The sequence below is a fragment of the Aeromonas sp. PI_26 genome (assembly GCF_027854445.1).
In the GTDB taxonomy this organism is placed as follows: domain Bacteria; phylum Pseudomonadota; class Gammaproteobacteria; order Enterobacterales; family Aeromonadaceae; genus Aeromonas; species Aeromonas veronii.
The window spans coordinates 175,998-195,306 of record NZ_JAJNOE010000006.1 but is presented as its reverse complement, the minus strand read 5'-3'; the positions used below and the strand labels follow the sequence as shown (position 1 = coordinate 195,306).

Annotated in this window: 18 protein-coding genes; 8 read left to right on the top strand and 10 right to left on the bottom strand. The window is 60.3% G+C overall.

Going from position 1 to position 19,309, the window contains the following annotated elements; genetic code table 11:
- Positions 1 to 3 precede the first annotated feature (3 nt).
- From LRL22_RS09285 to purH, 5 genes are all read right to left on the bottom strand, one after another.
- Complete coding sequence (locus tag LRL22_RS09285; protein ID WP_139741612.1) at positions 4 to 1,431, bottom strand: tyrosine-type recombinase/integrase; 1,428 nt, start codon at positions 1,429 to 1,431, stop codon at positions 4 to 6.
- 627 nt (positions 1,432 to 2,058) lie between these two features.
- The gene (locus tag LRL22_RS09280) at positions 2,059 to 2,616 is read right to left on the bottom strand and encodes a cytochrome b/b6 domain-containing protein (RefSeq protein WP_076495774.1); all 558 of its coding nucleotides are present in this window, start codon (positions 2,614 to 2,616) and stop codon (positions 2,059 to 2,061) included.
- Positions 2,597 to 2,971: a cytochrome b562 gene (locus tag LRL22_RS09275; RefSeq protein ID WP_005349056.1), complete on the bottom strand. Its 375-nt coding sequence runs from the start codon at positions 2,969 to 2,971 to the stop codon at positions 2,597 to 2,599. The genes LRL22_RS09280 and LRL22_RS09275 overlap by 20 nt, the downstream gene beginning before the upstream one ends.
- A 277-nt stretch (positions 2,972 to 3,248) precedes the next feature.
- Positions 3,249 to 4,535 (bottom strand): phosphoribosylamine--glycine ligase, encoded by a 1,287-nt coding sequence (gene purD / locus LRL22_RS09270; protein ID WP_111900992.1) that lies wholly within the window; start codon positions 4,533 to 4,535, stop codon positions 3,249 to 3,251.
- A gap of 114 nt (positions 4,536 to 4,649) precedes the next feature.
- Positions 4,650 to 6,242 carry a bifunctional phosphoribosylaminoimidazolecarboxamide formyltransferase/IMP cyclohydrolase gene (gene purH / locus LRL22_RS09265; protein ID WP_111900993.1) on the bottom strand — a complete coding sequence of 531 codons (1,593 nt, stop codon included), beginning with the start codon at positions 6,240 to 6,242 and terminating at the stop codon, positions 4,650 to 4,652.
- Positions 6,243 to 6,657: 415 nt separating this feature from the next.
- Here purH and zntR point away from each other — a divergent pair, with 415 nt between their 5' ends.
- Positions 6,658 to 7,113: a Zn(2+)-responsive transcriptional regulator gene (gene zntR, locus LRL22_RS09260; RefSeq protein WP_100646758.1), complete on the top strand. Its 456-nt coding sequence runs from the start codon at positions 6,658 to 6,660 to the stop codon at positions 7,111 to 7,113.
- Between the two features lie 200 nt (positions 7,114 to 7,313).
- Entirely contained in the window at positions 7,314 to 7,553 is a 240-nt protein-coding gene (locus LRL22_RS09255) for an alternative ribosome-rescue factor A (RefSeq protein WP_270905243.1), read from the top strand.
- A 215-nt stretch (positions 7,554 to 7,768) separates the two neighbouring features.
- Here LRL22_RS09255 and hemW read toward each other — a convergent pair whose 3' ends face one another.
- Both hemW and rdgB read right to left on the bottom strand, forming a co-directional pair.
- Entirely contained in the window at positions 7,769 to 8,914 is a 1,146-nt protein-coding gene (gene hemW / locus LRL22_RS09250) for a radical SAM family heme chaperone HemW (protein ID WP_270905242.1), read from the bottom strand.
- Positions 8,915 to 9,004: 90 nt separating this feature from the next.
- Complete coding sequence (gene rdgB, locus LRL22_RS09245) at positions 9,005 to 9,601, bottom strand: RdgB/HAM1 family non-canonical purine NTP pyrophosphatase (protein WP_042053393.1); 597 nt, start codon at positions 9,599 to 9,601, stop codon at positions 9,005 to 9,007.
- Between the two features lie 238 nt (positions 9,602 to 9,839).
- On the opposite strand from rdgB, the gene LRL22_RS09240 reads away from it, so the two are divergent.
- The 3 genes from LRL22_RS09240 to LRL22_RS09230 all read left to right on the top strand — a co-directional run bounded on the left by LRL22_RS09240 (position 9,840) and on the right by LRL22_RS09230 (position 12,743).
- Positions 9,840 to 11,003, top strand: a complete 1,164-nt coding sequence (locus LRL22_RS09240; RefSeq protein ID WP_058056771.1) for a multidrug effflux MFS transporter — start codon at positions 9,840 to 9,842, stop codon at positions 11,001 to 11,003.
- Positions 11,004 to 11,138: 135 nt separating this feature from the next.
- A complete protein-coding gene (locus LRL22_RS09235) occupies positions 11,139 to 12,188 on the top strand; it encodes an oxidoreductase (RefSeq protein ID WP_270905241.1) in 1,050 nt (349 codons plus the stop codon).
- 309 nt (positions 12,189 to 12,497) lie between these two features.
- Positions 12,498 to 12,743, top strand: a complete 246-nt coding sequence (locus tag LRL22_RS09230; RefSeq protein WP_193860654.1) for a hypothetical protein — start codon at positions 12,498 to 12,500, stop codon at positions 12,741 to 12,743.
- 51 nt (positions 12,744 to 12,794) lie between these two features.
- Here the strand turns inward: LRL22_RS09230 and rimJ are convergent, their stop codons facing one another.
- Together rimJ and LRL22_RS09220 are read right to left on the bottom strand one after the other, a co-directional pair.
- Entirely contained in the window at positions 12,795 to 13,358 is a 564-nt protein-coding gene (rimJ, locus tag LRL22_RS09225; RefSeq protein ID WP_270905240.1) for a ribosomal protein S5-alanine N-acetyltransferase, read from the bottom strand.
- Positions 13,358 to 13,912 carry a GNAT family N-acetyltransferase gene (locus LRL22_RS09220; RefSeq protein WP_005340529.1) on the bottom strand — a complete coding sequence of 185 codons (555 nt, stop codon included), beginning with the start codon at positions 13,910 to 13,912 and terminating at the stop codon, positions 13,358 to 13,360. Before LRL22_RS09220 ends, rimJ begins: the two co-directional genes overlap by 1 nt.
- Positions 13,913 to 14,258: 346 nt before the next feature.
- On the opposite strand from LRL22_RS09220, the gene LRL22_RS09215 reads away from it, so the two are divergent.
- Positions 14,259 to 16,034, top strand: a complete 1,776-nt coding sequence (locus tag LRL22_RS09215; protein WP_270905239.1) for a M4 family metallopeptidase — start codon at positions 14,259 to 14,261, stop codon at positions 16,032 to 16,034.
- A gap of 32 nt (positions 16,035 to 16,066) precedes the next feature.
- On the opposite strand, the gene LRL22_RS09210 is transcribed toward LRL22_RS09215, so the two are convergent.
- Positions 16,067 to 16,960 carry a LysR family transcriptional regulator gene (locus tag LRL22_RS09210; RefSeq protein ID WP_005349020.1) on the bottom strand — a complete coding sequence of 298 codons (894 nt, stop codon included), beginning with the start codon at positions 16,958 to 16,960 and terminating at the stop codon, positions 16,067 to 16,069.
- 92 nt (positions 16,961 to 17,052) lie between these two features.
- Between LRL22_RS09210 and mdtH the strand changes: the two genes are divergently transcribed.
- Positions 17,053 to 18,249 (top strand): multidrug efflux MFS transporter MdtH, encoded by a 1,197-nt coding sequence (gene mdtH / locus LRL22_RS09205; RefSeq protein ID WP_005340523.1) that lies wholly within the window; start codon positions 17,053 to 17,055, stop codon positions 18,247 to 18,249.
- Positions 18,250 to 18,388: 139 nt separating this feature from the next.
- The gene (locus LRL22_RS09200; RefSeq protein WP_270905238.1) at positions 18,389 to 19,300 is read left to right on the top strand and encodes a bifunctional helix-turn-helix transcriptional regulator/GNAT family N-acetyltransferase; all 912 of its coding nucleotides are present in this window, start codon (positions 18,389 to 18,391) and stop codon (positions 19,298 to 19,300) included.
- The last annotated feature ends 9 nt before the right edge of the window (positions 19,301 to 19,309 follow it).

Sequence of the window (19,309 nt, the reverse complement as noted above, 5' to 3'; positions counted from 1 at the left end):
TTTTTATTTGCTGCCAGCATTGCTAATACTTAAAAGCAAGCGGCGCTGCTCGTCTTCTGGCAACGTGGCAAAAATAGTCAACAGATTACTATTGGCATTATTTTTACTGTCCAGGCGGCCCGCATATTCCAAAATATCCCGTTCAATCCTGGTTGCCGGTTTACGCAGCTCGTCTGCGGTGAAGTGGATGTAACCTTGGGTGACATCGGCACTGCGCAGGGTGCGGTGGTTCATCAGGCGCTTGATGGTGTACTGACCGACCTCGGCCAGTTCGGCCACAGTGCCGAAGGTACGGCGGGCATCGTGGCATTTGAACTCGAGCGGCGGCAGGCCGTCAGGGTTGGGGTTCGGTACAGTGGCCGCGCAGATCTTGGCTATGACACGGCGCGGCTCATGGATAGGGCGCTCCGGATTGCGACCAGGGAACACAAACCGGCTCTGTTTCAGGTTCCAGTGCCAACGGCGGCGGAAAATGGTGAGCAGGGTATCGGTGATCGGAAGCTCCAGCGGATCACCATTCTTGGTCTGGTCAATCCAGAAGTAACCGCCGCTCATGCTGACCCGATCCCAGGTGAGCTGGAATACTTCAGCGCGGCGTAACCCCGTAAACAGAGCCATGTCGATAGCATCGCAGACGGTGGCGGTCGTATCGTCCCGCCAGTCGATAGCGTGCTGTCTGACCTGCTCCACGGCATCCAGCCAGCGTCTCAGTTCATGGGTTCGGATCCGGTCGTTGCGTCTGGGGGTGTTGTGCCAAAGTCGCTTGCTGCTCAGGACTTCGGTCGGTGGCTCGGGCAGCATGACCCGATCATTGGCATCCCGATAGTGATCACGGGCAAAGCGCCACACCGCCCGCAGTGTGCGCGCCCAGCGGTCGGCCTGCGCCTTGCTGCCCTTGCCGGTGCCCGCCTTGCGAAACTCTGGCGATGCGCCGTGCCAGGCACTGGGCAACCCTTCGGTGATGGCCTTGTGGCGAACTTCGATCTTTTCCCGCGTGAGTTTGACCAGGGGGATCGTCATCCAGTCACCGGAATAGTTGTTGAGATCGGCGCGGTAGTGCTTGGCCGTCTCTGCTCTGATCCGGTCGCCACGGCTGGCAAGGTAGGCATCTATCGCCTCGCCCAGGGTGACTTTCAGCTTGTCCTGTTCGCGGCGGATCACGTTGGGGTTCTGGCCAGTGATGGCCACGTCTCCCAGGATCTCCAGCGCCTTGGCGCGGGCCATGTCGATGGTCAATGCCGGATAGCGCCCCAAGGTCGCCCTGATAAAGCGCCCCTCTTTCCTCTTGGCCACGCTAAACGACTTGGTTCCAGTGGCCCCGACCCGAAGCCTCAGCCCTTGCACCATGGCATCACAGTACTCGACCTGCTTCCCCTCTGGTGCGCGGGGCAGTGCATCGATCGTGGCCTTGGTGAATTTGAACGCTTTCATCTTCCTCCCACCAACCAGGCTAGCCAGAGGAAGGGCAGGCAAGACAGGTCTTGTAACCTCTGTAACCTCTGACTATTTATGGTGAGGTTACAAACAAACCCAGTAAAACCGTGGCCTGTAGAGAGATGTAACCTTGTAACCTCTGTAACCTCAATATTTAAACCCTATGCGACCTTTTTGGCCCAAGGGGGGAGTGGCGTTTGCTGCTCCTTTCCCTGGCTAGCCTGCTCTTGGCCGACCAATCGATCCAGGTATCCTAAAAATCGATTGGTCGAAAAAGGATACCTATAGGATATGACAGAGGGAGAATATAGGGGAAGATCAGGGAAGGTCATAAAATGAGCGGCACGCTCTAAGATATTGATTTATATAACATCATATACTGTACGTAAATACAGTAAAATGCATTTTCCCCACGCTCATAATCGATTGGTCGTGGGTTCAAGTCCCCCAGGGGCCACCACATTAGAAAAGGCCGCTCATGATGAGCGGCCTTTTTGCATCTGCTGATCGGGCAATGTCCCGTGATGAGCTGGATGAGGTCATAGAAAAGACCCGCCATGGGCGGGTCTGGGCAGGGTCCGGATCAGGCGCCTCACTCAGAGACAAGGAGCCTAATACTGAGCCTCAGGTTTGCTCGTTGCTGCCGCTCTGGAGGGATGAGCGACGCCCGATAGCAGGCAGCATCCGGGTAACCAGATTGCTGCGCTGACGCCAGGAGGTGAAGACGATGGCCAGCAGGTGCAGACCAATCAGTCCCTGCAGCGCCACCACGCACCACTCATGCCACTCGTCAGCCCCCAGTTCAAATCCCGTCTCGGTATTTTGAAACCAGCCGCTGCCTGCTGTCGCCAGCACGACCAGCCAGAGCGCCCACACAGCCAGCTTGCCGCTGCCGTGATGACCCGGTGCCGGAGGCTGCCGCTCACGCATCTCGCGCGCCTGCTGGCGAAAGTCCTCACCGCTAGGAATGAGGGCACCAAGGCGGGCGTAGCCACGGGCAAAAGTAAGCCCCCAGAGCAGACGCAAGGAGACCAGCCCAATGGCACCGTAACCCAGCCACTCGTGCCACTCCTCCCCCGCTTCGTTAACCCAAAGGTTGCCGATGCAGACTGCCGCCAAGCCCCAATGGGTCAGGCGAACCAGCGGATCCCAGCGAAAGGGCTCACCCTTTTTGCTTGGCATATTTGTGGTACTCCTTCTTCAGGTCGTTGACCTTGGCCAGATGTTCGCGCGCCTTGGCCTCATCACCCGCCTTGAGTGCGGCCAGGCTGGCGTCCAGCTCGGTCTGTACCTCATTCATCCCTTCAAGGAATTTCTCTTTCTTAGCGGCCGGCATGTTCTTCTGCTTGGCCACATCCAGCTGGGCCTTCATCTCGTTGATGTGCTTCTCCATGGTGGCTGCATCATCAGCCTTGACGGCCTGCTTGTAGTTGAAGCCAATCTTCTTCATCGGCTGTTCCAGATCACCCGCCACGGCAGGCAGGGTCATCAGGCCAAACATCAGGGGCAGCAGCAGGGGGCGGACGGTTTTCAACATGGGATTTCCTTATATAACGACATGCTCGAATTGTTAGGGGTACTTATGAATCCAAACAAGAATTCATCACCAGCATGATGCCATGACTCATGGTGAAACGTTTGTGAAAAATGCTGTTTTTTGTGGCAAATAGTGACAAGTATGCCGCGCTTGTTTGCACTTGGTAACTGATTGAACGCAGGTGACAAGCACCATGGGGATGGTTGAAAGCGGTAAACAGGGACAAAAAACCCCGCCGTAGCGGGGTCTGGATCAGCTGGCCCATGGCTTGCGTCAGTTACTCCTGTTCGCGAGCAATGGCGCGCCAGCCGATATCCTTGCGGTAGAAGACGCCATCCCACTTGATGCGGCCAGCGAGCTGATAGGCACGCTGCTGGGCTTCTGCCACAGTGTGGCCGAGGGCGGTGGCGCACAACACGCGGCCGCCAGCGGTCAGGCTGGTATCGCCCTCCAGACGGGTACCGGCATGGAACACCTTCTCACCCGCTACTTCATCCACCGGCAACCCGCTGATGGGGTGGTTGGTGCTGTAATCGCCGGGATAGCCTCCCGCCGCCAACACCACGCCGATAGCGGCGCGGGGATCATAGATGGCCTCTTTCTGATCCAGCTTGCCTGCGCAAGCCGCCAGACAGAGCTCTACCAGATCGGACTGCATCCGCAGCATGATGGGCTGGGTCTCGGGATCGCCGAAACGGCAGTTGAACTCGATCACCTTGGGATTGCCTGCGCCGTCGATCATCAGACCGGCGTAGAGGAAACCGGTGTAGACGTTGCCCTCGGCCGCCATGCCGCGCACGGTCGGCATGATCACCTGCTCCATCACGCGTCGATATACCTCGGCGGTCACTACAGGCGCCGGGGAGTAAGCCCCCATACCGCCGGTGTTGAGGCCGGTATCACCGTCGCCAACCCGCTTGTGATCCTGACTGGTGGCCATCGGCAGCACGTGCTCGCCATCGACCATGACGATGAAGCTGGCCTCTTCCCCCTCCAGAAACTCCTCAATCACCACCCGGGAACCCGCTTCGCCAAAGGCATTGCCGGAGAGCATGTCGCGCACCGCGTCTTCCGCTTCCTGCAAGGTCATGGCGACAATCACCCCCTTACCCGCCGCCAGACCATCGGCCTTGATGACGATGGGGGCGCCCTTCTCGCGCAGATAAGCGAGTGCAGGCTCCACTTCGGTGAAATTCTGGTACTCGGCAGTCGGGATGGCGTGACGGGCCAGGAAATCCTTGGTGAAAGCCTTGGAGCCTTCCAGCTGGGCAGCGGCAGCGGTCGGGCCAAAGATCGGCTGACCGGCGGCGCGGAAGGCATCCACCACCCCTTTCACCAGCGGCGCTTCCGGCCCGACGATGGTGAGGCCGATCTGCTTCTCTTTGGCAAAGGCCAGCAGCCCTTCGATATCGGTCGCCTCGATGGCGACGTTCTCGACACCCGGCTCAAGCTGGGTGCCCGCATTGCCCGGCGCCACAAAAACGTGGCGTACCAGCGGGGAGTGTTTGGCCTTCCAAGCCAGGGCGTGTTCGCGGCCACCGTTGCCAATGATCAGTACTTTCATCGTATCGCTCGCTTCTATTTATGGTCACCGGACGGCCACCCAGGCCGTCAGTAAGTGGAAATAGTCAGTTGAAAAGAGACAACAAAAGGGCCGCCATCGGCAGCCCCTGACCCATCAATGACGGAAATGGCGCATGTTGGTGAAGACCATGCACATGCCGTGCTCGTCGGCGGCGTCGATCACCTCCTGATCGCGCATTGAGCCACCTGGCTGGATCACGCAGGAGATACCGGCCTGCGCGGCAGCATCGATACCGTCGCGGAACGGGAAGAAGGCATCGGAGGCCATCACGGAGCCCGCCACGGTCAGTCCTTCATCCGCCGCCTTGATACCGGCGATTTTGGCCGAATAAACACGGCTCATCTGGCCTGCGCCGACGCCGATGGTCTGGCCATCTTTGGCGTAGACGATGGCGTTGGATTTGACGAACTTGGCCACTTTCCAGCAGAACAGCAGATCTTGCAGCTCGGCCTCGGTCGGCTGGCGCTTGCTGACCACGGTCAGGTCACCCAGCGTCACCATGCCGAGATCCCGCTCCTGCACCAGCAGGCCGCCGTTGACGCGTTTGAGGTCAAACCCTTGCGCCGGAGCAGTCCACTGACCGCATTCGAGCAGACGCACGTTCTGCTTGGCAGCGACCGCATCGCGGGCCTCCTGGCTGACGGTCGGGGCGATGATCACTTCGACAAACTGGCGGGCAACGATGGCTGCGGCAGTGGCGCCATCCAGCTCGCGGTTGAAGGCGATGATGCCGCCAAAGGCGGAGGTGGGGTCGGTCTGATAAGCGCGATCGTAGGCACTCAGCAGGTTATCACCAATGGCCACGCCGCAGGGGTTGGCATGTTTGACGATGACGCAGGCCGGCTCGTCGAACTCCTTAACACACTCCAGCGCTGCATCGGTATCAGCGATGTTGTTGTAGGAGAGCGCCTTGCCCTGCAGCTGGGTAGCGCTGGAGACAGAACCCGGCGCGGCATGCTCCTCGGCATAGAAAGCTGCAGCTTGATGGCTGTTTTCGCCGTAACGCATGTCCTGCTTCTTGATGAACTGGCTGTTGAAGGTGCGCGGGAAGCGGGACTCCTCGTCACCCTCCTTGTTGTCGCCATAAGAGGGCACCATGGTGCCGAAGTAGTTGGCGATCATGCCGTCGTAGGCAGCGGTGTGCTCGAAGGCGGCGATGGCCAGGTCGAAACGGGTCGCCAGTTTCAGGCTGTTGCCGTTGGCATCCATTTCGCGAATAACCCGATCATAGTCGGCAGCTTTGACGACGATAGCGACATCTTTATGGTTTTTGGCGGCAGAACGCACCATGGTCGGGCCGCCGATGTCGATGTTCTCGACCGCATCCGCCAGGGTGCAGCCCGCTTTGGCCACGGTAGCAGCAAAGGGGTAGAGGTTGACGACAACCATGTCGATGGGGGAGATAGCGTGCTGGGCCATGATGGCGTCATCCTGATCCCGACGGCCGAGGATGCCGCCATGAACCTTGGGATGCAGGGTCTTGACCCGGCCATCCATCATTTCAGGGAAACCCGTGTAGTCGGAGACCTCGGTCACCGGCAGACCCGCCTCGCCAAGCAGCTTGGCGGTACCGCCCGTGGAGAGCAGGGCAACACCACGCTCGTTGAGTGCCTTGGCAAATTCCAGAATGCCAGTTTTGTCAGACACACTCAGCAGTGCACGGCGAATGGGTCGAGCTTGTTCCATCACACTATCGTCCTCAACATAACGGGGACCATTCCATGGGAGGCGAGGCTCAACACAGAGAGTCCCCAAATAAATGGAAGTGGGGGATTTCGCAAACCACTCTCGCCCCAACATCCGGCAAAAGCGTTTTAAGAAATGCCCGCTTGGTGCGGCGCTCTGTTATGGGCGCGTATTCTACACAAAAAATGTGACCTGTGGTGGATTTTTTGAAACAGTAAAGCCTTATTTGGCGCGGTGTTAAACGTTTTCCACTTGATTTTCTCGAAACGTTTGCACTTTCAGTGTTTTATGGGAAAAAGGGTCGCCAGGAGATGTTTATCTGCCCCTTTTATGCCCTTGGCTGGCAATCCATGGGCAAAGGGGTGATAGTGGATTCCGGTTTTTGTGGCGGTATACATTCAAGGGGAGAGAGAGCATGTATCGGATCGGTGAACTGGCCAAGGCGTGCGGGGTCAAGGCAGATACCCTGCGTTTTTACGAGAAGAACGGGCTTATCTCACCGGGGATCCGCAACGAATCCGGCTACCGCCTCTACAGCGAACAGGACAAGCGGCGGCTGGAGTTCATCATTCGCGCCAAGTCGGTGGGATTCTCGCTGGCCGATATCGGCGAGCTGCTCGACCTCGATACCAACAAGGCCAAAGTCACCTGTCAGGAGGTAAAAGCGGTAGCCGACACCAAGCTGGCCCAGGTGGAGCAGAAGATCATCGAACTGACCCGCTTTCGCGACAACCTGCGCGAGCTCTCCAATATCTGCTGCGGCGGGCCGCGCTCGGCGGAGCACTGCGCCATCCTCGAGACGCTGGAATCTGGCGCCCCGGCCCATCACGAGCATCACAACCACGACCAGTATGACCCGGTTCACGGCTGACATGTTGTGGCTGGCTTAGTGTGGCTGAGTCGGTGCACCCGACGCATTGCTCCGGCGGCGATTTGGTGACAAAATCGCCGCGTTTTTAACCGGTGCCAGTGCATCCGGTTGCCGGGCGCTAGCCTGAACAGGCGCCCGCAGCGAAAACCGCCATCCAGACACAAGAATCAACACACCAAGAGAAAAGAAGAGGAGCCATCATGGCCAAAATTCGGGTCGACCAACCCGCCCTCCCCCGTGAGGAAAATGCGCAAGGGGGCAACTATGCCCATCAGCGCGGCGAGATAAAGGATAACCATCTGCACGCCCTGCTCTCCGATCCCCTGTTTCGCAGCCGGGTCGAGCGCAACAAGAAGGGCAAGGGGAGTTACCAGCGCAAGGCCAAATTTAGCAAGCGGTGGGAACCCGGCCAACAGCAGATGATCCGCGTCTGCTGCTGAGCGGGTTTCTACCGACCATAAACAATCAGGGCGCCAATGGCGCCCTGATTGTTATCTCGAAACACGGTTCGCCAAAACTGGCTCACGACCTGTCGCGAGAAGCTGTCAGCGAGGTGAAGAGCAGCGCAGGAACCGGAGCGTATAGATATACGTGAGGCTTCCGAGCAGCGCATGAACCTTGATCACGGCTTCGCAGCCAGATCGTGAACCCGTTTTCACTCATCCATAAACAGTTCGAGCAATACGTTCAGATAGCGATGACCGAGGGAGGTAAGCTGCCAGCTCTCTCCCAGATCCTCGATCAGCTCCTTACTTTGGGCGATGGCGAGCACCGTCTCTACCCTTTCCAGCGGCAAGCCGGTATAGGCCTCGAACTCCGCCTTGGGGGCCGGTTCAAACAGGCGGAAGCGGTTCATAAAGTATTCGAGCGGCAGATCGTCTGCCGTCACCTGCCACTGCTCGTCCAGATAGGGGCGACTCTTGTCCAGATACCCTTTTGGATGCTTCACCTTGGCGGTGCGCAGGATCTGTTGGTTCGCGAGATCGGTCACCTTGCCGTGGGCGCCACAGCCGATCCCCAGATAGTCGCCGAAACGCCAGTAGTTGAGGTTGTGATGGCACTGGTAACCCTCTTTGGCATAAGCCGAGATCTCGTACTGGCGATAACCGCTGGCGGTGAGCATGGCGTGGCCCTGCTCGTAGATGTCCCACAGGGTGTCATCTTCCGGCAGTGTGGGCGGCTTGGAGGCAAACGCCGTGTTCGGCTCTATGGTGAGCTGATACCAGGAGAGGTGCGGCGGGGCGCAGTCGATCGCCTGCTGCAGGTCGTAAAGGGCGTCATCCAGACTCTGATCCGGCAGACCATGCATCAGATCCAGATTGAAGGTGGGCAACTTGATGGCATGGGCCAGTGCAGCGGCCTTGCGCGCCTCTTCCGGGCCGTGAATGCGGCCGAGGCGGGTCAGCTTCTCCTGCTGAAAGCTCTGCACCCCGATGGAGATACGGTTGATGCCGGCGCGCTGGAAACCGGCGAACTTGTCCGCCTCAACCGTACCCGGGTTGGCCTCCATGGTGATCTCGCAATCTACAGTGAGCGGAATGCGTGCCCGTACTCCGTCCAGCAAGGTTTGCATCGCCTCCACCGTCAACAGGCTGGGGGTGCCGCCGCCGATAAAGATCGAGGAGAGCGGCCGCCCCTGCGCCCACTTCAGATCCTGATCCAGATCCTCCAGCAGAGCGGCGACATATTCGAGGTGAGGCAACTCCCCCTTCTGGGCATGGGAGTTGAAGTCACAATAAGGGCACTTCTGGACGCACCAGGGCACATGAATATAGAGAGAGAGCGGCGGCAGTTGCAGCATGGGGCTTCCAATAAAACGGGGGCTCAAGGCCCCCATTGTAGATGACTATGTGTAATTGACCGTGTGTAACCGACAAGGTGGCGAAGTGACTCAGTGCGCCGCAGCCAGCGCCGCTTTGAGCTTGGCCAGCGCCTGACCGCGATGGCTGAGCTGGTTCTTCAGCTCGGCGGGCATCTGGGCGGCGGTGCAGTCGTGCTCCGGCACGAAGAATACCGGGTCATAGCCAAAACCGTGCTGACCGCGTGGCTCGTCGATGATCATCCCTTCCCAGCTCGCCTGACAGATGATGGGGGTGGGATCGTCGGCGTGGCGCATATAGACCAGCACACACCAGAAGCGAGCGCTCTTTAGATACTCGGGGGCACCTTGCAGCTCACCGAGCAGCTTCTCGATGTTGGCCTTGTCACCGGCACCCACACCGGCAAAACGGGCGGAGTAAACGCCGGGGCGCCCTTGCAGCAGATCGACTTCCAGACCGGAGTCATCGGCCACGGCGGGCAGACCGGTAATGCGGGCGGCGTGGCGCGCCTTGATGATGGCATTCTCGACGAAGGTGGTGCCGGTCTCATCGGCATCGGAGACCGCAAACTCGCTCTGTGGGATCACCTGGATCTTCATATCGGCCAGCATGGCGGCCAATTCCTTCACCTTTTTCTGGTTACCTGTTGCCAGGACAAGCTTGTTCATCGAGCACCTCCGCAAAAATAATCTGCGCATTCTATGCGGCGCAAGCGTTTAGTAAAAGCGCCAATTACACCCGCTGTGATGGGGTTACGGGGGATTTGCCGCCATCGAATAACCAGCTTTTTAATACATGTTTCCATAATGGAATAACCAAAGTGATTAAATACCATTTCTATTCATTACTGTGAGTCAGTAGACTCGCGCCCCAATTCATTAACCTGGCTGACTAAAGAGGTGACAGATGCCATTGATACTTTTACTCGTACTACTGGTGCTGTTCAGTCCGCTGGCTATCGACATCTACCTGCCCGCCATTCCGCAGATGGCCGAGCAGCTAGGCGCCGAAGTAACTCTGATGCAGGGCACTATCACCTGGTTCCTGTTCAGCATGGGGCTGGGGCAACTGCTAGTCGGACCGCTGGCTGATCGCTACGGTCGCAAGCCCATCGCGCTGGGCGGCGTGCTGCTCTATGGCCTGAGCGCGCTAGGGGCCGGTTTTGCCGCCAGCCTAGGCGAATTGATGCTGGCCCGGGTGCTGCAGGGCTTCGGCGCCTGCGCTACCTCGGTCGCCGCCTTCTCGGTGGTACGTGACAGCTACGGCCCGAAAAAGAGCGGTCAGATGATCTCCTACCTCAATGGCGCCATCTGCTTTATTCCTGCGCTGGCCCCCCTGCTCGGTGGCTGGCTCACCGCCAAGGCGGGTTGGTCTGCCAACTTCTGGTTTATGGCCGGTTATGCACTCATCGTCGGCTGCTGGCTGATGTGGCGGATGCCGGAGACCCGCCCGGAGGAGACCCGCAGTGAAGGGGCCCTCATCAGCTGGTCCCGCTACAGCCCGGTGCTGCGCTCACCCAGCTTCCTGTTCAACGCGGCGCTGTGCATGCTGGCGATGGCGGTGATCCTCGCTTATGTCACCGCCGCACCGGTGCAGCTGATGGTGAAACTGGGGCTCGATATGAGCGGCTTTAGCTACTGGTTTACCGCCAACGCCGCGCTCAACATCCTGGCCTGCTTCATGGCGCCGCGCTTTATCGCCAAGGTGGGGCCAAGACGCACCCTGCGCATCGGCCTGCTGGTATTGATGCTCTCGGCCATCACCCTGACTTTGGCCATGCACATCGAACATCCGCTGGCGATGATGGGGCCGGTGTTCCTCTCCAGCATCGGCTTTGCCATGATCCTAGGCTCGGCCGCCGGGATGGCGCTGGCACCGTTCGGCCACTGCGCCGGTACCGCAGCGGCCCTGCTCGGCCTGTTTCAGATGAGCGGCTCCGGCGCCCTGGTTGGTCTGACCGGCGCCCTGATGCACGACCCGCTCAGCCAGCTGGCACTGCATATGTGGCTGCTGCTGCCGCCCTTGGTGATGCTGATGACCCGCCGCGGTCGCCGCTTGTGTTTGCAATAAATCCTGTGCTCTGATGGGCACACTCAGGGGGCCATCGGCCCCCTTCTCGTTTGTATCGCCTTTACAGCATATGGCCATCCGGCAGAGAGCCTGCGATGGCAACCCCACTCACTCGATGTCAGCGGAGAACTCCCGATGAGCCACACTCTCAACGCAGCCCTGGTGGGCTATGGCTTTGCAGGCAAGACCTTCCACGCACCCTTCCTCTCCACCACCCCGGGCTTGTCCCTCAGTTGGGTGGTGAGCCGCGATGCCGCCAAGGTGCAGGCCGATCTGCCCGGCTGCCGGGTCGGCTCACTGGAGGAGGTGCTTAACGATGAGACCGTCGATCTGGTGGTGATCGCCACCCCCAACGACACCCATGCCCCCCTCGCCCGCCAGGCGCTGCTGGCAGGCAAACATGTGGTGATCGACAAGCCCTTTGCACTGGATCTGGCCGAGGCGCAAGCGCTGGTCGAGCTGGCCGAAAAGCAGCAGCGGCTGCTCAGTATCTTCCACAACCGTCGTTGGGACGGGGATTTCCTTACCGTGCGCCGTTTGATTGCCGAAGGGACGCTGGGGCAGATCGCCCAGTTCGAATCCCACTTCGATCGCTATCGCCCCGAAGTGCGCCAGCGCTGGCGCGAAGCGGGTGGCCCGGGTTCCGGCCTCTGGTTCGATCTCGGCCCACATGTACTGGATCAGGCGCTGCAGCTGTTCGGCCAACCGGACTGGCTGCAGGCAGACCTTGCCGGGCAGCGCCCCGGCGCACTCGCGGACGACTACTTCCATGTGGTGCTGGGTTACGGTGCTCTGCGGGTTATTCTGCATGGCAGCTGTCTGGTCTCGGCCACCATGCCGCGCTTTGTCATTCACGGCAGCCAGGGTTCGTTCGTGAAATTCGGTATGGATGTGCAGGAAGATCAGCTCAAACTGGGCCAGCGGCCACCGGCGGCAGATTGGGGCATGGATAGCGAACCCGGTCAGCTCAGCCGCATTGTCGATGGCCAGTTACAGCAGCAGAGCGTGGTGGGTGAGGCGGGGGATTATGGCGCCTACTATCGCGGTGTCTGCGCCGCCATCAAGGGCGAGGGAAGCAACCCGGTGCCAGCAAGTGAAGCGCTGGCGGTGATGGCGCTGCTGGATCTGGCCCGTCAGAGCCACCTTGAGGGAAAACGGCTGCCCTGTCAGAAGCTGTCTGACTAAGGTGCGGGTCATCGGCCGCTATTGACCAACCTTGACCTTGTTAAACCGCCACAAGACGGCAGCAAAGCGGTGTTTTATTGTGCAATTAGTGCCATTTAACGGCATCTTGTATTGATATCAGTCGTTGCAGTGGAGCTTTTTATCCACGGCACGAAAAAATGTCATTGTGATATCCGTTTTCATCGGTAACTAATGGGGCTATATTGCGCCCGCCTGCTGCCTCCCGGCTTCTTGTTTCAATACCGGGCAACGGTGGGCGCTGTGATGGTTGCACAGACCATCTCTCCATCTTTTTTTGAGGGAATGCACATGAACAAAGTACTGGTAGCCGGTATCCTGGGTCTGATGTTGACTGCTTGCGGTCAGAAAGAAGAAAAAGCTGCCGCTCCTGCTGCTCCGGCCGCCGAAGTTGCTGCCACTGTAGAAAAAGCCGCTAGCGAAGCCACCTCTACCGTAGAGAAGGCCACCTCCGAAGCGACTGCAACCGTAGAAAAAGCTGCTACCGAAGCCGCTACCAAGGTTGAAGCTGCAGTGAGCGATGCCAAGGCCAACTAAGCCTGCACCTCATTCGAAGACGGGTCCGAAGGCAACTTCGGACCCGTTTTTTTATCTGACGCTCAGGGGGGCCGGATTAATCAGCGAGGTGAGGATGTGATCCTCCCAGCGGCCATTGATCATCAGATACGCCCGCGCGAATCCCTCCCGCTCGAAGCCGAGCCGCTCCAGCAAGGCGCCACTACGCTGATTGGCTGGCATATAGCAAGCCATGATGCGATGCAGATCGTGCTCCCGAAACAGGTAGTCGATGGCGGCTGACAGCACCTCTCCCATCACCCCCTGCCCCTGATGCTGCTGGTCGATGGCATAGCCCAGATGACACGCCTTGAAGACCCCCATCAGGATATTGCTGAAGTTGCAAGTGGCGATCACCCGCTCGCCAGCCGGATCGAGGGCTACCAGATTGACGCCGGTGCCGTTGAAGAACTGGCTGTAGCTGTCCTGCAGCCGGGCATGCCAGTAAGAGAGGGTGTAAAAGTGCTCATCCCGAAGCGGCTCCCACGGGGTAAGGTGGTCGCGGTTGCGCCGGTAGAAGTCGAGCATCATGGGGGCCTGATCCGGCGACAGTATGGTCAGGTGGGTGCGGGCCGTCTTGATATGTGGCAGCGCCATCAGGACTCCCTCTGCCTTAACCACTCATCGCGCAGCAGGCTGTAGTGGGCGTGGTCCACAATCCGGTTGCCCAGCCGCTCTGCGCGCCGGGTCACCCCCTCAAGCTGCATCCCGAGCCGTTCACAAACAGCCCTGCTGGGCTCGTTATCGGTGGCGGCGCTGATCTCCACCTTCTCCATCCCCATCTCCTCGAAGGCGTGGTGGATCAGGGCCTGACAGGCCCGGGTGATGATACCGTTACCCTGCCAGCGCTCCGCCAGCCAGTAACCGATGACCACCTTGCCAAGGTCGTGATCGATGCTGTTGTAACCGATTACGCCGACCACCTCCCCCTGATACTCGATGGCGGTGGTGAGCCCCTCACCGCGGGCGAACTTCTCGATGGCACTGCGAATGAAGAGGGCGCTGTCGACGGGGCGCTGGATCAGTGGCGGCCAGGGTAGCCACTGGGAGAGGTACTCCCGGTTGTCATTGCAGAGGGCAAACAGTTCGCTCGCCATATCGGGCTGCAAGAAGAGCAGCGCAAGCTCGTCGTCCAACTGCCATGAAAACATGGGATTCTCCTTTCAAATCAGTGATCAAATCGCGAACCAGCACCCAATGTAGCCAATCGCCACTGGCCGCGCCAGCCACTTTTACGGCCCTCCTCCGGCAGGCTTCGCAGAGGGTGACAGCGCACGGACTCTCCTCCCTCAAAAGAGGAGGGTGGGTGTCTGAAACCGGATAATGCTCTCCACATGGCGCCGACGAATGCCCCCAAACGGCACTTTGGCAGATCCTGCTACCCCTTTGTGCTGCGCTGTCACTTTTGACAGGGGGCACTTTCCCCCACCGGCACTAGCTTCAAAACGCCCGACCTTCGGTCGGTTTATCAACCTCATCGATTTAAGGAAAGAAGAGATGAATAAAATTTATCTGGCCGTTGCGCTGGCCTGCTGGGGAAGCGCCGCACTGGCGGCGCAAGAGGTAGAGATCAACGTAACGGCAAACGGCATCCGGGCCATGACAGGCCTCAGTGCTGCGAGTGGTACCTTGCAGCTGGAAGATGGCGAGTTTCGTCAGGTGCGGGTGGTCAAGCTGCCCAACGGCCAGCAGCGGATCCGCTACGAGCAGGTCTGGAACGGCATCCCGGTAATGGGTCAGGTGGTGGTGGCTGACAAGAGCCTGAACGGCCAGCTGCAACAGGCCAGTGGACGCATGCTGCGCCAGATCGATCAGGATGTGGCAAGCCCGGCCGCCACCCTCTCGCCACAGGATGCCGCCAGCAAGGCCAAGGCGGGCAGCAAGGGGAGCAACGAGCAGGTCAAACTCTACGTGATGCAGGATGAAAACGGGCTGGCTCGGCTGGTTTATCAGGTCTCCTTCATCGCCGAAGGTGACAAACCGAGCCGCCCCTTCGTCATCCTTGATGCCCAGAGCGGCGAGGAGCTCAAACGCTGGGAGGGGATCAACCACAAGGACGCCACCGGCCCGGGGGGCAACATCAAGACCGGCAAATACGTCTACGGCACCGACTTTGGCCCGCTCGTAGTCGATGACAACTGCCGGATGACCAGCCCCAACGTCGATACCATCAACCTCAACCACGCCACTTCTGGCGGCGCCATCCACCAGTTCACCTGCCCGGAGAACCAGGTCAAGGAGATCAACGGCGCCTACTCGCCCCTCAACGACGCCCACTACTTCGGCAATGTGGTGTTCGACATGTACCGCAACTGGTACAACACGGCGCCCCTCACCTTCAAACTGAAGATGCGGGTTCACTACAGCAAGAATTACGAGAACGCCTTCTGGGATGGCAGCCAGATGACCTTCGGTGACGGCGCCACCACCTTCCACCCGCTGGTGAGCCTCGATGTGGCGGCCCACGAGGTGAGCCACGGCTTTACCGAGCAGAACTCCGGGCTGATCTATTCAGGACAATCCGGCGGCATCAACGAGGCCTTCTCCGATATGGCGGGGGAAGCGGCCGAGTTCTACATGAAGGGGAGCAACGACTGGCTGGTCGGCGCGCAGATATTCAAGGGAAACGGCTCCCTGCGCTACTTCGAGGATCCGACCCGGGATGGCAGATCCATCGGCCATGCGGCGGATTATCGGGAGGGGATGGATGTACACCACAGCTCTGGGGTCTATAACCGCGCCTTCTACCTGCTCGCAACCAGCAGCGGCTGGAACACCCGCAAGGCATTTGAAGTGTTCTTGCTGGCCAACCGCCTCTACTGGGGCGCCAATACCGACTATCAGCAAGGGGCCTGCGGCGTCAGCCGGGCGACCGCCGATCTGGGTTACAGTCAGGCGGATGTAGCACGGGCCTTCCAGACCGTCGGGGTCGATGCCAGCTGCGGCACCACGCCGCCACCGAGCGACAACGTACTGCAAAACGGCGTGCCGGTGAGCAACCTCGCCGCCAGCAAGGGTGGCAAGCTCAACTACACCCTGAACGTACCGGCGGGCACCAGGTCGCTGCAGATCAGCAGCAGTGGCGGTACCGGTGATGCCGATCTCTACGTCCGCTTTGGCAGCGCCCCCACCAGCAGCAGTTACGACTGCCGTCCCTACAAGGGGGGCAATAACGAAAGCTGCTCGTTCACCAATCCCAAGGCGGGCACCTGGCATGTGCAGCTGTCAGGGTTTGCAGCGTTCAGCGGCGTGACCCTTAAGGCCAGCTACTGATCCACCCGATGCGGGCCTTGTCCCGCATCGTTCTACTCATTGCGCCACCGTTTCGCCAGCGTGCGGGCGGTGGCCAACACGGTTTCCCGGGCCGGGTTGGGCCGCTTGCCACCGCGCCACGCCATCATCACATCCCAATGCTCTTGCGGCAGATTGCGCACATCTAGCCTGACCAGCCGCCCCACCTCCAGATCCCGCTTGATGGCCAGCTCCGGCATCAGGGTGATAAACCCGTGTTCCAGCGCCAGATCACGCGCCGCACTGGCAGGCTGCACCGCATGCAGGGGGCTGGCAGCCCGCCGCAGCCGCCGCAACTGCTGGATAAAGACGTCACACCCCGGCCCCCATACCTGAGGCGCCAGCCGCTGGTCGGCAATATCCTCCAGGGTGAGACCGTGACAACCGGCCAGCGGATGCAATGGCGAGGCGATAGCGATAATGGGGGAGCAGCAGAGCAGCTCCATCTGGAGGCCCGCAACCGGCGGGCGCTTGAGTACAAAGCCGATATCGGCCTCCCCGGTCAGCAACGACTGCATGATCTCGCCGGAGTGATCCGTGGTGCAGCGGATCTCGAACGGCTCGTCCACCAGCTCCATCAATAACGAGCCAAACACCACCGAAGTGAGGGATGGCAGACTGGAGAGACGGATACAAGGCAGCGCAGGCGCCCCCTGCAGTGCCAGCCGCCCTTCGCTCAGGATCGCCAGCGCAGAGCGGGCCGATGGCAGAAACTCCTCGCAGGCACGGGTCGGCGTCACCCCGCGCCGATGACGCTGAAACAGCGGTGCCCCGAGGCTCTCCTCCAGCTGGGCAATCCGCTGGCTCACCAGCGGCTGTGACCAGCCACGAATGGCCGCCGCCTGACTGAAGCTGCCCAGCTCGGCCACATCCAGCAGCAGTTGCAGATCGTCCAGATCCATAGACATAAATAATCCTGATATGAAATATAGGTAGTTGTCGTCTACCACTATATCTAAACCCTCTCCAGAATGAAGGTATCTGTGAATGAGAGGGCGTTATGGTCGATAGGGCGAGGTTTTGGGGACGCTGGTTTCTGGCGCTGGATACCACACTGGTGATCCTGGGTTTCTTTGTGGTGATGCCGATGATCAGCCTGCGCTTCGTCGATCAACTCGGCTGGGCCGCCGGTCTGGTGGGGCTGGCCCTCGGCCTGCGCCAGCTGACCCAGCAGGGGCTGGGGATCTTCGGCGGCTCCCTCGCTGACCGCTTTGGCGCCCGCCCGCTCATCGTCACCGGCATGCTGTTGCGCGCCGTCGGCTTTGCCACCCTGGCCTGGGCCGACAGCGGCGCCATGCTGATTTTCTCCTGCTTCCTCTCCGGACTGGGCGGTTGCCTGTTCGACCCGCCACGGGCCGCACTGGTGATCAAATTTACCCGTCCCCATGAGCGGGGCCGCTTTATCTCCCTGCTGATGATGCTGGAGAGTGCGGGAGCCGTCACCGGTGCCCTGCTAGGCAGCTGGCTGCTGCGCTTTGACTTCACCTACGTCTGCCTGCTGGGGGCCGGACTCTTCACCCTGGCGGCTCTCTGCAACTGGACCCTGTTGCCCGCCTACCGCCTCTCGGTCAAACCGACTCCGATGCGGGAAGGGTTGGGGCAGGTGCTGGCGGATCGCGCCTTCTGCCGACTGGTACTGATCCTGAGCGGCTACTACATGCTGTGGGTACAGGTGATGCTGATTTTCCCCATTCTGGTCAAGCAGCTCTCCGGCACCACCACGGCGGTGGGCTGGATGTACAGCCTGGAAACGGCGCTGTCACTGGCGCTGCTCTACCCTATCGCCCGTTTCAGCGAGCGGCGCTATCGGCTGGAGAGCCGGCTGATGGCGGGTATCCTGCTGATGACGGTGGGGATCGGGCTGGTCGCCTTTGTCAGCACCCTCTCCGGCATCTTCGTACTGCTGGCCTGCTTCTATCTGGGGATCATCATCTGTGAACCGGCCCGGGAGACCCTGATGACCCGGCTGGCCAACCCCACAGCCCGCGGCAGCTACATGGGCTTCAGCCGCCTCGGACTGGCGCTGGGGGGCATGACCGGCTATGTGGGCGGTGGCTCCCTCTATGACTTCTCGCTGCAACAGGGACAACCTGCCCTCCCCTGGCTGGTGCTGGGCACCATAGGCGTCGCCACCATGTTGCTGCTCGCCCGCTGCTTCTCCCGCCGCCCGGAGCTGGCTATCAGAGCCGCCGCCTGACGACCGCCCCACCTGCGGCAGCCCAATCAACGGGGCTGCCGCTCACCTCATATTCTGCAAGTCATCACAGCAAAAGGTTGCGAATTACAACTTTTACGCTATTTTAGTTGTCATGCACAACTAAAAAGGAACCCACGATATGGATCCCCGTCCCCTGCGCGCCCTGTCGCGCGATCTGGTTCGCGAACTCGGCATGCTCTCCCAGCAGTGCGGCAATCTGGCCCTCACCCCCATCGAGGCTCACCTGCTGATCGAGCTGGAAAACGCCCCGGCCACCAACCAGCAGCTGGCAGAAAAGCTGCACATCGACAAATCCAACGCCAGCCGTCCGCTGGCACGCCTCGCCGAGCGGGAGCTCATCAGCTGGCACCCGCACCCCTCCGACGGCCGCAGCAAGGAGGCCCGCCTCACCGTCAACGGTCAGGGGATGCTGCTGGAGTTGCACCGGGAGATGGACGGGGCGATGGAAGAGATGCTGGCGCAGTTGAGCCTGCCCGAGCGGGAGCAGTTGTGGCAAGGGCTGCGGCTCTATCGCAGCGCCCTCTCCCGCGCCCGCCGCCAGCGGGGTTACCGGATCCGCCCCATCACGGCGGCGGACAATGCCCAGATCGCCTTGGTGATCCGCGCCGTCTCGGCCGAATATGGCCTCACCGCCGACAAAGGGTATGGGGTCTCGGATCCCAATCTCGACACCCTCTCCCAGAGCTATCAGGGGGAGAAGAGCCGCTACTGGGTTATCGAAGGGCCGGACGGTTCCATCCTCGGCGGTGGTGGTATCGCGCCATTGGCGGGAGAAGAGGGAGTCTGCGAGCTGCAGAAGATGTACTTTATGCCCGCCCTGCGCGGACTGGGCCTTGGCAAGCGGCTGGTGCTGCAGGCGCTGGACGAGGCGCGCGCACTCGGGTATCAGCGCTGCTACCTGGAGACCACAGAGGTACTGCGCGAAGCCACCAGCCTCTATGAATCACTGGGCTTTGAACACCTGCCCGGCCCCCTTGGCTGCACCGGCCACGGGGATTGCGAGATCTGCATGGTACTGCCACTGGGGTAGCCCCCCCTC

Coding starts and splice junctions, on each gene's coding strand:
- mdtH (WP_005340523.1), top strand. CDS start 17,053: ATGGTCGATAGGGCGAGGTTTTGGGGACGCTGGTTTCTGGCGCTGGAT.
- rdgB (WP_042053393.1), bottom strand. CDS start 9,601: ATGAACAAGCTTGTCCTGGCAACAGGTAACCAGAAAAAGGTGAAGGAA.
- purH (WP_111900993.1), bottom strand. CDS start 6,242: ATGGAACAAGCTCGACCCATTCGCCGTGCACTGCTGAGTGTGTCTGAC.
- LRL22_RS09275 (WP_005349056.1), bottom strand. CDS start 2,971: ATGTTGAAAACCGTCCGCCCCCTGCTGCTGCCCCTGATGTTTGGCCTG.
- LRL22_RS09255 (WP_270905243.1), top strand. CDS start 7,314: ATGGCCAAAATTCGGGTCGACCAACCCGCCCTCCCCCGTGAGGAAAAT.
- LRL22_RS09200 (WP_270905238.1), top strand. CDS start 18,389: ATGGATCCCCGTCCCCTGCGCGCCCTGTCGCGCGATCTGGTTCGCGAA.
- LRL22_RS09230 (WP_193860654.1), top strand. CDS start 12,498: ATGAACAAAGTACTGGTAGCCGGTATCCTGGGTCTGATGTTGACTGCT.
- LRL22_RS09235 (WP_270905241.1), top strand. CDS start 11,139: ATGAGCCACACTCTCAACGCAGCCCTGGTGGGCTATGGCTTTGCAGGC.
- LRL22_RS09285 (WP_139741612.1), bottom strand. CDS start 1,431: ATGAAAGCGTTCAAATTCACCAAGGCCACGATCGATGCACTGCCCCGC.
- rimJ (WP_270905240.1), bottom strand. CDS start 13,358: ATGGCGCTGCCACATATCAAGACGGCCCGCACCCACCTGACCATACTG.
- purD (WP_111900992.1), bottom strand. CDS start 4,535: ATGAAAGTACTGATCATTGGCAACGGTGGCCGCGAACACGCCCTGGCT.
- hemW (WP_270905242.1), bottom strand. CDS start 8,914: ATGCTGCAACTGCCGCCGCTCTCTCTCTATATTCATGTGCCCTGGTGC.
- LRL22_RS09210 (WP_005349020.1), bottom strand. CDS start 16,960: ATGTCTATGGATCTGGACGATCTGCAACTGCTGCTGGATGTGGCCGAG.
- LRL22_RS09280 (WP_076495774.1), bottom strand. CDS start 2,616: ATGCCAAGCAAAAAGGGTGAGCCCTTTCGCTGGGATCCGCTGGTTCGC.
- zntR (WP_100646758.1), top strand. CDS start 6,658: ATGTATCGGATCGGTGAACTGGCCAAGGCGTGCGGGGTCAAGGCAGAT.
- LRL22_RS09220 (WP_005340529.1), bottom strand. CDS start 13,912: ATGTTTTCATGGCAGTTGGACGACGAGCTTGCGCTGCTCTTCTTGCAG.
- LRL22_RS09240 (WP_058056771.1), top strand. CDS start 9,840: ATGCCATTGATACTTTTACTCGTACTACTGGTGCTGTTCAGTCCGCTG.
- LRL22_RS09215 (WP_270905239.1), top strand. CDS start 14,259: ATGAATAAAATTTATCTGGCCGTTGCGCTGGCCTGCTGGGGAAGCGCC.